This is a genomic window from Microbacterium rhizosphaerae (assembly GCF_034120055.1).
GTDB classification, from domain to species: domain Bacteria; phylum Actinomycetota; class Actinomycetes; order Actinomycetales; family Microbacteriaceae; genus Microbacterium; species Microbacterium rhizosphaerae.
Genome location: NZ_CP139368.1, coordinates 3,408,202 through 3,421,122, shown reverse-complemented (window position 1 = coordinate 3,421,122; position 12,921 = coordinate 3,408,202). Strand labels below are relative to the sequence as shown.

Below are 12,921 nucleotides of genomic sequence, written 5' to 3'. Positions count from 1 at the left end.
CTAGACTCGCGCCCGAACCTAGACTGGCGATCGTGAGTGCCCGCCCCGATCCCGGAACCCCGCTCGCCTTCCGGTGGCGCAAGTGGGACGGCTCGCCGCACTGGATCAACGACGTCGTCTACCTCGGCAGCGACCAGTGGGGCGACTGGGTCGGCCAGCCCGTCGGCTGGGGGAGCAGGCGTCCGGGCGCCTCGTTCACCGCGGCGGGTCCGAACGTCACCCTGCTGCCGCCGAGCGGGGACTACGCGGCGACGATGAACCGCGATCATCCGCGAAAGGTCCGGTTCTACATCGACCTCGCGTGGGATCTGCGGTGGACGGATGCCGGCGTCCCCGAGGCCATCGACATGGACCTCGACGTCGTGCGCGCGGACGACGGCCGCGGCATCTGGATCGACGACCGCGACGAGTGGGCCGAACATCGCGTCCGCTATGCGTATCCTGCGGACGTCGTCGAGCACCTCGAGACGCTCGCGGTCGACCTGGAGAACCGGGTGCGCGCGGAGCTGCCGCCGTTCGACACCGCCACGGGAGACGTGTGGCTCGACCGCCTGGTGGCACTCGGCCTCTGAGCGCGCCCCCTCTGGCCCACGCCACCGTGCAGGACGTAGCGTGAACGGCATGGGCCATCCGCGTTCGAGGGGACTGGTCGTCGCGGTCGTGATCCTCGCCGTCGGCGCCGTCGTCGGCGTGCTCCTGGCCGGTCCGATCTTCATCGAGAAGCCGCGGTGGAGCGGTGAGCCCGCCGCGCCGCGGATCACCCGCACGCCGGAGCCGGTGCAGACGCCGGGCGGCCGGCCCGACGACACGATGAACCTCGTGCAGCTCATCCAGAACGCGCTCATCGTGCTGGGCACTCTGGCGCTGCTGATTCTGCTGTTGCGGGCGCTCATGCGCATCAGATTGCGGCTCGAGGGCCGGCGCATGACCGGTGTGCCCACGCTGCACGACGCCGCCCTTCCCGCGCCGGACGGCGGCATCATCCATGCTCCCGTCGTACGACGCGGGATCGCGCGTGCCCTCGCCGCCCTCGACGAGCAGCGAGATCCGTCGGATGCCGTCGTGCAGGCGTGGCTCGGCTTCGAGGATGCCGCGGTCGCCGCCGGCGCCGCCCGCCGTCCGTCGGAGACGCCGACGGAGTACGCCGTCCGGATCATCGCCCGCTTCGACGCCGACCGGCAGGCGGCGGAAGAGCTCGTGCACGTGTACGAGGACGTGCGCTTCAGCGGGCGACCGGCGGATGCGGCGGCGGTCTCCACCGCACGGCGGTGCCTGCTCGCGCTCCAGCAGTCGTGGAACGACGGCGCCTCCCGGCCGGAGGCGGTGCCGCAGTGAGCCGGCCGCCGCGCGCGCGCGCCATCCCGCTCGGACCCGTCGTGGGTGCGCTCGCGATCGCCGTGCCGGCCGGCTTGTTCCTCTGGTTCGTCGGTATCTCGGTCGCCTCGACGCTCGCGTTCGCGGTCACCGTCGTGGCCGCCGGGATCGCTTGGGGAGGCTATGCGGGGTCGACGGCTCCGCCGGCCTACCGCCTCCGGCCCGGACCGCGTCCGGGGGTGCGGTCGGATGCCGCGCAGCTCTCCTGGGCGCTGCGCGACCGCGACGGCCAGGTGAGCGAGCCGGGGGAGAAGCGCGTCCGCCTGTTCGCCCGGCGGCGGCTCACGCGCCATGGTCTCGATCTCGACGACCCGGCGCACCGGGAGCGGATCGAGGCGCTCATCGGCGAGAGCGCCTACGCGCTGCTGATGCGCAGCGGTGGCCCGCGTCCACCGCTCAGCGCGATCGAGCACTGCCTCGATGCACTGGACGCGATCGCTCCCGGCCGACCCGCCGCCACCATCCAGGAAGGACGACACACTCCGTGACCGACCCCGCATCCGCCCACACCTCCGTCGATGCGCTCGACGCGGCCGGCGTCTCCCGCTCGGCGCACGACATCCTGTCCGCGGTCGGCACCGTCGTCGTGGGGCAGCAGGAGCCGCTGCGCATCGCGCTGGCGGCGATCCTCGCCGGCGGTCACGTGCTGTTCGAGGATGTGCCGGGACTCGGCAAGACCCTCGCCGCCCGTTCTCTCGCCGCTGCGATGGGCCTGCCGTTCCGGCGGCTGCAGTGCACGCCCGACCTGCTGCCGTCCGACATCACCGGGTCGTTCGTGTACGCGCCGGGTACGGGGGAGTTCGTCTTCCGACAGGGGCCGGTCTTCACGGGCCTGCTGCTCGCGGACGAGCTCAACCGCACGGCTCCGAAGACGCAGTCCGCGCTGCTCGAGGCGATGGCCGAGGGCCAGGTGACGGTGGAGGGCTCGAGCTATCCGCTGCCGCGGCCGTTCCATGTGATCGCGACGGCGAACCCCATCGAGTACGAGGGCACATACGCTCTGCCCGAGGCGCAGCTCGACCGGTTCCTGGTGCGGCTCGCGGTCGGGTATCCCGACCGCGAGGGTGAGGAGCGGATCCTTGCGAACCGCGTCGCGCGTCGCATGGAGGCGACCGAGGTGCCGCAGGTCGTCTCGGCCGATGACATGCTGGCGATGCAGGCGGGCGTCGAGCGGCTCCATGTCGATCCCGACATCATGCGGTACTGCGTGGACCTCGCGTCGGCCACGCGAGCCGACCGGTCCGTCGAGGTCGGGGCGTCGCCGCGCGGGTCCCAGTCGCTGATGCTCGTCGCGCGGGCGCTCGCGGTGATCGAGGGGCGCGACTACGTGACTCCCGAGGATGTGAAGCGGGTCGCGGTGCCGGCTCTCGCACACCGGCTCACCCTCACGCCGGCCGCGTGGGCGGCGGGGACGGATGCGGCGACCGTCGTCGCGGGCATCGTCGGGCGCGTTCCCGGTCCCGCGTCCGTCGGGCGCGCCTGAGCGGGATCGGCGGCGGCAGTGACCAGGTGGGGTGAGGAGGCCGACGCGGCTCTGCCGCAGCCGCCCGTCGCGCCGCGGCGCCGGCACGGGCCGCAGCCCCGCGGTCTGACCCCGGCGCCCGGCGTCGGAATCGGCGCGGGCACGATCCTCTTCTCCGTCGGTGCGATCGCCGGTCGCGCCGACGTCGTGGTCTTCGGCATGGTGCTGGTCGTCGCGGTCGCGGTGTCGCTCGCCCGTCGCCGTCCGGAGGCCGCGCCCGACATCGGCCTGACCGAACAGGCGCGGGATGCCGCGGACCCGACGGCGGCCCGCATCCGTGTCGACGTGGACGCGCGGGATGCCGAGATCGTCATCGTGACCGCGGTCGCGCGCGAGGCTGAGACGCTCCGCGCGGTGTTCGCCGGGCCCGGAGCGTCCGCCGTGGTGCGGGTGCCGATCCGGCACTCCGGTGAGCTGGACGTCGTGTCGGCGAGCGTCCGGGCCGTCGGCGCGGACGCCGTGTGGATCGGCGAGCCGACCGAGGGGGTCCGCATCCGTCGCGTGATCCAGCCGCGGGCGGTGCCCGTGCCGTTCCTGCCACTGCCGGCGGCGTTGCGCGGGCTCACCGGCGCGCACGATGCGACGCGTGCGGGTGACGGCGGGGAGTTCCGCGACATCCACCCCTACGCGCCGGGCGATCGGCTGCGACGGATCGACTGGAAGGCGACCGCGCGACTGGCGCGGCGCCCCGGCGACCTCTACGTGCGACGGACGTTCGCGACGTCCGACCTCGATGTCGCGCTGGTGCTCGACGACGGGGACGACCTCGACGGGGTGGTCCACGGCTGGATCCTCGGCGATCGGATGACTCCGTACCCCACCTCGATGGATGTCGCCCGCGAAGCGGCGTGGAGTCTCGCATCCGCGTATCTCGCGCAGGCCGACCAGGTGTCGTTCCAGGTGCTCTCCCGGGCGCGCGGAGCGGTGCCGCGCGGATCGGGCGCGCGTCACCGCGAGCGGCTGCGAGCGGCGATCGTGCATGCCTCTGCTCAGCTGCGCTACGCGCGGGTGCGCACCCCGACGGTCGCTCCCGGCGCACTCGTCGTCCTCCTCTCGACCTTCCTCGACGACGAGCCGGTGCGCCTGGTCGGGCTCTGGCGGGCCGCGGGTCATCGAGTGCTCGCCGTCGACACGCTGCCGCGCCTGCGGCCGGAGCGGATGCGCCGTGAGATGCAGGCCGCCTCGCGCGTGATCCTCGGAGAGCGCGACGACCGGCTCGCGGACGTCCGGGGGATGGGTGCGGACCTGCTGGCGTGGGATGCGTCGGAAGCCGAGCGCGCCGCAGCGCTGCGCGCGATGGCGCGGATGCGGAGGCGGAGATGACGGTGTCGGAGGGTGTTGCCGCCGGCGCGGGGACCGCGCCCGCGGCCGGCACCTCGGATGGCGGTTCGGCCGCGTCGAGATTCGCGGGCCGGCGGGGGACGCTGCTGCGCAGTCGCTTCCTGGTCGCCGGCAGTGTCTCCGGCGTCGTGCCGCGTGCGGCGGTCGTCGTCGTCGCGGCCGCGGCGTTCGCGTTCATGGACCCGCCGTATGCCGTGATCGCGGTGGCGCTCGCGGTGGTCGGCGCGTTCGCACCCGGCTCGCTCGGCACGTGGGGGTGCGCTCTCGTCATCGGACTCGCCCCGTTGGCGCGTCCGGCGGATGCGGCGGACTGGCGCCCGTACGCCACGTTGGCGATCGTCCACCTGCTGCAGGTGCTCGGGGGGCTGACGATGGTCGTGCCGTGGCGGTCCCGGATGCAGGTGCGCGTGCTGCGGCGGCCGCTCGTGCGGTGGGTGCTCATCCAGGTGCCGGCGCAGGCCTTGCTGGCCGCCGTGCTGTTCGCGTCGGCATCGCTGCGCGGCGTGCGCGTCTTCGACGCGCCGACCGCCGCGCTGTTCGCCATCGTGGCCGCGGCGTGTGTGGGACTGATCGCCGTGGTGCTGACGCTGTCGTCCCCGCGTCGCTGACCCGATCCGCGTCACGCCTCACGTCGGTCCGGCCTTCCCCGGTCGTCGACTCACCTCTTGCGGGTCGTTGAGCGAGCGAAGCGAGTCGAAACGCCGCTGTCGGCGCGCGGGTCAAGCGTCAGCGGTCAGCCGCTCCGCGATGCGCGTGGCCGTGGCATCCCCGATGCGCACGCCTCCGTCGACGTGCATGTAGCCTGCCCCCTGGATGTCGGAGCTTGCGAAGTAGATCGGGCCGACCGGCTCGTTCTGCACGTGGCCCCAGCGGCTGAGCCCGCCGAGCTCGTAGCTCGAGGCGTACGCGCCGCGGGTCCACTCCTCGCTGCCCCAGTCCGCCAGGAGGAACGCCGCCGGGGCCAGCGCCTCCGGACCGAAGTACGCGGCGAAAGACTCCAGGATCGCCCGCTTGCGGTCCTCAGCGGGAAGGGCCCACATCTCCTCGGCCCGCTCGCTGACGACGAAGCCCACGAGCATCCCGCGCTCCTCGTGCGGCGACGTGTTGTCGTACACCTCGCAGACGACCTCGTGCGAGGCGAAGCCCGTCCCGGACAGCCCGGCGGAGCGCCAGAACGGGCGGTCGTACGCGGCTTGCGCCTTGATGACGAGCCCCATCGACTGGTGCTGGTGGGCGATCTGCCGCAGGCGCGGCAGTGCGGGCTCGTACGAGATCCGCGAGTACAGGGGCGGCGGCACCGCCACGACGGCGAACCGCGCACGCACCGTCACACCGTCCGCGAGGGCCACGACGGATGACGGGCCCCACGACAGCCGGCGCACGGGAGCGCCCAGGAAGACCGCATCCCCGAGCTCGGCGGCGATCTGCTCGGACACCGACTGCATCCCGCCGACGACCCGCGCATCGAGCAGGATGCCTTCGTCGATCAGGTTCTCGAACGTCTCGGCCGAGGCGACCATGAGCATCGCCTGCAGGACGGAGAACGTGTGTGAGCGTTTGGTCAGCATTCCGGCCGCGATGTAGTGGTCGACGATCCGCCGTGCCTCCTCGTCGTCCGAGAGCGACGCGAGCCAGGAGCTGAACTGGATGGAGTCGAGCTCGCCCGCGCGCGGGTGCGCCCAGGGCGCGTCGACATCCATCTCGGCGGCGAGCGCATCGAGCGCGGCCACGAGCCGGTCGATCTCCTCGAGGGTCGAGGAAGCCACGGGGAACGCGCCCCGGAACTCCCGGCGATCGCCGTCGCGGGCGACATACACCGAGTTCCCGTCGCGGTACCGGGGGAACGTCTCCTTGCCGAGCTCGGCGAGCAGCGCCTTGAGCGCGTCCTGGTCGCTCGACACCCACTGGCCGCCGATCTCGAAGAACGATCCGTCGATCTCCTGCGACCACGTCCGCCCTCCGACCCGATCGCGGGCCTCGAGCACGGCGACGGTGTGGCCGGCCTCCACGAGTCGGCGGGCGGTCACCAGGCCGCTGATGCCCGCTCCGATGACGACGACATCCCGGTCGAGCTCGACGGGTGCGGAAGCTGGCGTCACGATGGTCCTCCTCGGTCGGGCGACGCGACGATGCGCCGGGCCCCCACCGGATGCATCCACGCCGTCCGGCCCGACGATCGTATGGACGCGGGCATCGCTCGGCGGAACGAAGTCGCCCCCGTGTTCAATTTCTGCGCGAAAATGAGGGGAATATCGATGGATGCGGCGCATCCAGTGTTCATTTTTCAGGACAGACATGGACAGACCACGCGGGCGGCCGCGCGAGGCGGTGCTGGATGCGGAGCGCATCACGGATGCCGCGTACGCAGTGCTGCGTCGCGACGGCGCACGCGGCCTGACCATGCGTGCGATCGCGGCCCGACTCGGCGTCGCGCCCAGTGCCCTGTACCACCACGTGCCCTCGCGCGCGGCGGTCCTGGCGGCGGTGCAGGAACGCTTCGCGGCGGGCCTCGACACGTCGGGCTTCGGCACGCTCCCGCTGCGGGAGGCGCTCGCGCGCTGGGCGTGGAGCTACCTGCGCCGGCTGCGCGAGCACCCGGAGCTCGTACCGGTCATCGTCGAGGTGCCGCTCGCGCAGACCCCGCACACCTCCCTCATGTACCAGCGGGTGATCGCGGGATACGCGGCCGCAGGCTGGCCCGAGGAGAGCATCATCGCCTCGATGAGCGTCCTCGAGACGTACATCTTCGGGGCCGCGCTCGACTCGCCGTCGCCCGACGACGTCTACGCGCCGCGCAGCTCCGCGCAGGAGCCGCTGCTGGCGCGCACCTACGCCGCATTCGCGGCATCCGTCGACGATCTGGGCGAGCGCCCGGGCGACGCCCTCTTCCGCCTGGGTGTCGAGTCCATCATCACCGGGCTCTACTCGGTCTGGGGCTCCGGCCGCGGCTGGGCGACCGTCCAGCCCCCGCGCCACCCCGGTGAATAGACTCGAACGGTGACCCCCGAGCCGAACCGCGCAGACCTGCACAAGGACCCGAAGCGCGTGAGCGGCATGTTCGACGAGGTCGCCGCGGGCTATGACCGCACGAACGACATCCTGAGCCTCGGACAGGATCGCCTGTGGCGCATCGCGACGCGCGATGCGGTCGCCCCGAAGGCCGGGGAGCGCATCCTCGACCTCGCGGCGGGCACCGGCGCCTCCAGTGTCGCGCTCGCCCGCAGCGGGGCCGAGGTGGTGGCCGGCGACTTCTCGCCCGGCATGATCGCCGAGGGGCGGCGCAGGCACGGCGGCATCCCGAATCTCTCGTTCGTGGAGGCGGATGCGACCAACCTGCCCTTCGCGGATGACGAGTTCGACGCGGTCACGATCTCGTTCGGACTCCGCAACGTCGTCGACACGGCGAAGGCGCTCGAGGAGATGCTGCGCGTCACGAAGCCCGGGGGACGCCTCGTCATCTGCGAGTTCTCGCACCCGCAGTCGCCGGTGTTCGCGGCGCTGTACTCGTTCTACAACGACCGCGTCCTCCCGGTGGTCGCGAAGGTCGTGAGCTCCAACGCCGAGGCGTACGACTATCTCAACGAGTCGATCCGCGACTGGCCCGCTCAGCGCCCGCTCATGGCGCGCATCCGGCAGGCGGGATGGACGGATGTCGCGTACCGCGACCTGACGTTCGGCATCGTCGCTCTGCATCGTGCCGTCAAGCGGTCCGTCTCAGAAGCGATCGCCCAGGAGCACGATCGGTAGGCTGGAGGCGTGACTCCGCGCCCTGCCCTGCCCGGCTCGCATATCGCCGGCCGCCTGGGGCTCTCCGACCGCGTCTTCGCGGGCGTGCGGTCGCGGCGCCTGCTGAAGACGGTCGAAGCGGCTCTGGCGCGCGTGGAGGTGCAGCTGGCCTCCGAACTGCGCATCGCCGACCCGCTGGCCGACGCCACGAGCCGCTATCTGTACGAGGCGGGCGGCAAGCGCGTGCGGCCCATGCTCGCGATCCTCGCGTCGCTGCTCGGCGAGGGACCGACGGATTCCGTGATCGAAGGCGCCACCGCCCTGGAGCTCACGCACCTCGGATCGCTCTATCACGACGACGTGATGGACGGCGCCGACGTGCGCCGTGGTGTTCCGAGCGCTCACGAGGTGTGGGGCAACAGCGTCGCGATCCTGACGGGCGACCTGCTCTTCTCGCGCGCGAGCCAGATCATGGCGCGCCACGGCGACCGCGCGATCCAGCTGCAGGCCGACACGTTCGAGCGGCTCGTGCTCGGTCAGATGCACGAGACCGTGGGTCCGCAGGACGGCGACGACCCGGTCGAGTTCTACATCCGGGTGCTCTCCGACAAGACCGGGTCGCTCATCGCCGCGGCCGCCCAGGCGGGCGTGCTCTTCGGGAACGGACCGGAGCAGTTCGAGCAGCCGATGCTCGAGTTCGGCGAGGCCGCCGGCATCGCCTTCCAGCTGATCGACGACGTCATCGACCTCTCGAGCGACGCCGACGAGACCGGAAAAGTCCCCGGCACCGACCTCCGCGCCGGCGTTCCGACGATGCCGTACCTGCTGCTGTCGCAGCGGACGGACGACGCGGCCACCGGTCTGCGCGCCCGCATCGACGAGGGCGTCGCCCGCATCGCCGAGGGCGCCGACACGGCGATCCTCGACGCCGACCTGATCGCCCTGCGCGACGACGAGGCCACCGCTGCGACGCTCGCGCTCGCCCACACCTGGTCCCAGCGCGCCGTCGACGCCATCGCGCCGCTGCCCGACGGGCCCGTGCGCGAGGCTCTGTCCCTGTTCGCCCAAGCCGTCGCTGACCGCTCCAGTTGAGGACCGGTCGCTGAGCCCGTCGACGCGTCGCACCGCCCCTCGACGAGCACGGCAACCGGGAACCGAAAGGAATCCATGACCAAGCTCAGACTCGCGATCGTCGGGGCAGGCCCCGCCGGCATCTACGCCGCAGACATCCTGCTCAAGGCCGAGCGCAAGTTCGACGTCTCGATCGACCTGTTCGACCAGCTCCCCGCACCGTACGGACTGGTCCGCTACGGTGTCGCGCCCGACCACCCGCGCATCAAGGGCATCATCACGGCCCTGCGCGAGGTGCTCGACCGCGGTGACATCCGCATCTTCGGCAACGTGCGCTTCGGCACGGACATCACGCTCGACGACCTGAAGCGCCACTACAACGCCGTCATCTTCGCGACCGGCGCGATCCGCGACGCCGACCTCGCGATCCCGGGCATCGGTGCCAAGGCGTCGTACGGCGCGGCCGACTTCGTCAGCTGGTACGACGGACACCCGGACTTCCCGCGCGAGTGGCCGCTGGATGCCGCATCCGTCGCCGTCGTCGGCAACGGCAACGTCGCCCTCGATGTCGCCCGCATGCTCGCCAAGCACGCCGACGATCTGCTCGCGACCGAGATCCCCGCCAACGTCTACGAGGGCCTCGCGTCCAGCGCCGTCACCGACGTGCACGTCTTCGGCCGCCGCGGCCCGGCCAACGTCAAGTTCACGCCGCTCGAGCTGCGCGAGCTCGGCGAGCTGCGCGACGTCGACATGGTCGTGTACGACGAGGACTTCGTCTACGACGATGCGGCCCGCGCGGCCATCGCCAGCAACAAGCAGGTCATGGTGATCGACCGCGTGCTGCAGTCGTGGCGCCGACGGCCGAGCGTGAACAACGCGGGGGGCGAGGCATCCCGCCGTCTTCACCTGCACTTCTACGCGAAGCCCGTCGAGGTCAAGACGGATGACACGGGCCGCGTCAGCGCGCTCGTCTACGAGCGCACGCGTCCCGACGGCGAGGGCGGTGTCGAGGGCACCGGCGAGCTGCGCGAGGTCGAGGTCCAGGCGCTGTACCGCGCGGTCGGCTACTTCGGCTCGCCCCTACCCGGCGTGCCCTTCGACAAGCGCCACGGGGTCATCCCGAACCGTGAGGGCCAGGTGCTGCACAAGGATTCCAACCAGCGGGTGCCCGGGGTGTACGCGACGGGCTGGATCAAGCGCGGCCCGGTGGGCCTGATCGGCCACACCAAGTCGGACGCCATGGAGACGATCCGCCACCTGATCAACGGCCAGGGCACCTGGTGGGACCCGGAGGACCCGTCGGAGGCCAGCATCCCCGCCCTGCTCGAGTCCCGCGGCATCGAGTGGACCGACCTCGAGGGCTGGCACCGCCTCGACAGCCACGAGATGGCGCTCGGCGCCGCCGAGGAGCGGGCTCGCATCAAGGTCGTCCCCCGCCAGGACATGCTCGACGCGTCCCGGGCGCAGTAGATCCCGAAGCCGCAGCACGTACGGCGTGCGTCGAGCGCGGGCGCGCGAAGGCGGCTGCCCGGTAGTTTCGTGTCGTGAGCACGCGGAGCGGATGGGATGCCGACATCCTCGGCCCCCCGTTCGAGCAGCGCACGCTCGATCTCGGCACGGACGACGAAGGGCCCGTCGTCGCGACGATCGTCCGCTCGCGCCCGAGTCTCGTGCGCGACCTCACGGGACCGCTCGCCGGAGTCGACGTGCTCTACGTGCACGGGTGGTCCGACTACTTCTTCCAGACGGCCGTCGCGCGCTTCTGGACGGGGCTGGGCGCCCGCTTCCACGCGCTCGACCTGCGCAAGTACGGCCGCAGTCTGCGGGCGGGCCAGACCCCGGGCGACATCGACACCCTGACCGCGTACGACGCCGACATCGCGGCCGCGCTCGATGTCATCGGCCCGGGCCGCCGCCTGATCCTGCAGGGCCACTCGACCGGCGGGCTCATCCTCGCGCTGTGGGCCGACCGCCATCGCGGTGCCGCGGAGGCCGTCATCCTCAACGCACCGTGGCTCGAGCTGCAGGTCGGAGCGCTCGGCCGGCAGGCCATCGCCCCGCTCGTGAGCGCCGCGGCGCGACTCGATCCACGCCGGCCGCAGCCGGACGTCGACCTCGGCTTCTACACCCGCGCCCAGCGCGAGATCGGGGCGATCCCGACCCCCGGCTATCGCGAGGACTGGCGCCCCGGGCGCGGCTTCACGACACGGCCGGGATGGATGCGGGCGATCCTCGCCGGCCACGCCACGGTGGCCTCCGGGCTCCGCATCGACTGCCCGGTGCTCGTGCTGCTCTCGGCGCGCAGCTCGTCGCCCTTCAGCTGGACGAGCGAGACGACCTCGGCCGATTCGGTGCTGTGGGTCGACGACATCGCCCGGGCCGCACTGAAGCTCGGCGACGTCATCACGGTCGGCCGCATCGAGGGCGCCATCCACGACGTCTTCCTGTCGGCGGCGCCCGCGCGCGACCGCGCGTTCGCGATCGTCGACGGCTGGATCCGCGGTGCGCTGTCTGCGCACCGCTCTCGGTGAGCAGTCAGGCGGGCGGAGCGTCACACACAGCGCGCCACCGGTGCACGGACAGCGCGTCACGGTAGGTTGCGAGCAGGCGCGGCGCGGTAATGTCGTCGCTACAGATCGGGAGGGCCAATGCAGGCAGGAGCCAATCTGCCCGCAGTCGGCGGGTACAACCAGGCGGTGATCCTCGACGCGGTGCGGCGTTCGACGGACGGCGTCAGTCGCGTGGAGCTCGCGGAGAGCACGGGCCTGAGCCCCCAGACGGTCTCGAACGTCACGCGGCGCCTTCTGGACGAGGGCTTCATCGTGGATGCCGGCACCGTCTCGGCGGGCGTCGGCAAGCCGCGCACGATCCTGCGCCTGGACGCCGCGGGGCGTTACGCGATCGGCGTGCACCTCGACCCGACGGTCATCACCGTCGTGCTCCTCGACCTCGCGTCGCACGTCGTCGCCGACCGCGTCATCGCGACTCCCGAGTCGGCCGAGGCCCGGGTCACGATCGCCCGCATCGCCGAGACGGTCGACGACCTCGTCGCCGAGGCGGGCGTGGATCGCACGCGCATCATGGGCGTCGGCGTCGCGGCGCCCGGTCCCATCGACGTGGCGGCGGGCACCGTCCTGAACCCGCCGCTGCTGCACGGCTGGCGCGATGTCGCGATCCGCGACGAGCTCGCCGACGCCCTCGACATGCCGGTGCTCCTCGAGAAGGACGTCACGGCCGCAGCCGTGGCCGAGCTCTGGGCCGGCGGCACCGCCGACGACCGCAACGCGATCTTCTTCTACTACGGCACCGGCCTCGGCACCGGCATCATCCTGCGCAACGAGGTCGTGCGCGGTGTGACGGGTAACGCCGGCGACATCGCCGCCCTCACGGTCGGCTCGGCCGACGGCCGGCCGCGCCGCCCGGCGATCACCGCCATGCCGAGCGTGCTGGTGGATGCCGCGATCTCCCGTGGCGTCCTGCAGGCGCACGACGGGTCGCTCGGCACCGAGGAGGTCCGCGGCCTCTTCGGGCAGCTGGTGCAGGCGGCGACCGACGGCGACGAGGAGGCGATCGCGATTCTGGATGCCGCGGCCGACGACATCGCGCAGGGTCTCGTCCAGCTCGCCAACCTCCTCGATGTCGACCGCGTCTACTTCGGGGGCCCGTTCTTCCCGGTGGCGCAGGAGTTCCTGCTGGCTCGCATTCCGGACCGCGTCCACAGCTCGCCGCTGTGGGTGCTGCCCCACGAGATCCAGTTCGAGCGCTCGCAGTTCGGCGACGACGTCGCCGCCGTGGGCGCTGCGAGCCTCGTGCTCGACCATGCGTTCTCGCCGCGCCCCGAGGGGCTGCTGATCACGCGGTGACGGAAGTCTTCCGCTTTTCATCCA

13 protein-coding genes are annotated in these 12,921 nt (G+C 72.1%); 12 read left to right on the top strand and 1 reads right to left on the bottom strand.

Annotation, left to right across the window (positions count from 1 at the left end; all coding sequences use genetic code 11):
- The first annotated feature begins 32 nt into the window (after positions 1-32).
- From SM116_RS15630 to SM116_RS15605, 6 genes are read left to right on the top strand one after another with little or no spacing between them, the layout of a single operon-like run.
- Positions 33-572 carry a DUF402 domain-containing protein gene (locus SM116_RS15630; protein ID WP_320941890.1) on the top strand — a complete coding sequence of 180 codons (540 nt, stop codon included), beginning with the start codon at positions 33-35 and terminating at the stop codon, positions 570-572.
- A 49-nt stretch (positions 573-621) separates the two neighbouring features.
- A complete protein-coding gene (locus SM116_RS15625) occupies positions 622-1,335 on the top strand; it encodes a DUF4129 domain-containing protein (protein ID WP_320941889.1) in 714 nt (237 codons plus the stop codon).
- Positions 1,332-1,862, top strand: a complete 531-nt coding sequence (locus SM116_RS15620; protein ID WP_320941888.1) for a hypothetical protein — start codon at positions 1,332-1,334, stop codon at positions 1,860-1,862. The genes SM116_RS15625 and SM116_RS15620 overlap by 4 nt, the downstream gene beginning before the upstream one ends.
- The gene (locus SM116_RS15615) at positions 1,859-2,857 is read left to right on the top strand and encodes an AAA family ATPase (RefSeq protein WP_425563192.1); all 999 of its coding nucleotides are present in this window, start codon (positions 1,859-1,861) and stop codon (positions 2,855-2,857) included. Before SM116_RS15620 ends, SM116_RS15615 begins: the two co-directional genes overlap by 4 nt.
- Positions 2,858-2,875: 18 nt before the next feature.
- A complete protein-coding gene (locus tag SM116_RS15610) occupies positions 2,876-4,219 on the top strand; it encodes a DUF58 domain-containing protein (protein ID WP_320941887.1) in 1,344 nt (447 codons plus the stop codon).
- Positions 4,216-4,845, top strand: coding sequence for a hypothetical protein (locus SM116_RS15605; protein WP_320941886.1), 630 nt, complete (start codon positions 4,216-4,218; stop codon positions 4,843-4,845). Before SM116_RS15610 ends, SM116_RS15605 begins: the two co-directional genes overlap by 4 nt.
- 111 nt (positions 4,846-4,956) lie before the next feature.
- Here SM116_RS15605 and SM116_RS15600 read toward each other — a convergent pair whose 3' ends face one another.
- A complete protein-coding gene (locus SM116_RS15600) occupies positions 4,957-6,336 on the bottom strand; it encodes a flavin monoamine oxidase family protein (protein WP_320941885.1) in 1,380 nt (459 codons plus the stop codon).
- Positions 6,337-6,532: 196 nt separating this feature from the next.
- Here SM116_RS15600 and SM116_RS15595 point away from each other — a divergent pair, with 196 nt between their 5' ends.
- From SM116_RS15595 to SM116_RS15570, 6 genes are all read left to right on the top strand, one after another.
- Positions 6,533-7,225 (top strand): TetR/AcrR family transcriptional regulator, encoded by a 693-nt coding sequence (locus SM116_RS15595; protein WP_320941884.1) that lies wholly within the window; start codon positions 6,533-6,535, stop codon positions 7,223-7,225.
- A gap of 9 nt (positions 7,226-7,234) precedes the next feature.
- Entirely contained in the window at positions 7,235-7,984 is a 750-nt protein-coding gene (locus SM116_RS15590) for a demethylmenaquinone methyltransferase (protein ID WP_320941883.1), read from the top strand.
- A 9-nt stretch (positions 7,985-7,993) separates the two neighbouring features.
- Positions 7,994-9,055 (top strand): polyprenyl synthetase family protein, encoded by a 1,062-nt coding sequence (locus tag SM116_RS15585; protein WP_320941882.1) that lies wholly within the window; start codon positions 7,994-7,996, stop codon positions 9,053-9,055.
- A gap of 75 nt (positions 9,056-9,130) precedes the next feature.
- Complete coding sequence (locus SM116_RS15580; protein ID WP_320941881.1) at positions 9,131-10,504, top strand: FAD-dependent oxidoreductase; 1,374 nt, start codon at positions 9,131-9,133, stop codon at positions 10,502-10,504.
- Positions 10,505-10,578: 74 nt separating this feature from the next.
- Complete coding sequence (locus SM116_RS15575; RefSeq protein WP_320941880.1) at positions 10,579-11,565, top strand: alpha/beta hydrolase; 987 nt, start codon at positions 10,579-10,581, stop codon at positions 11,563-11,565.
- Between the two features lie 117 nt (positions 11,566-11,682).
- A complete protein-coding gene (locus SM116_RS15570; protein WP_320941879.1) occupies positions 11,683-12,897 on the top strand; it encodes an ROK family transcriptional regulator in 1,215 nt (404 codons plus the stop codon).
- Positions 12,898-12,921: the final 24 nt, after the last annotated feature.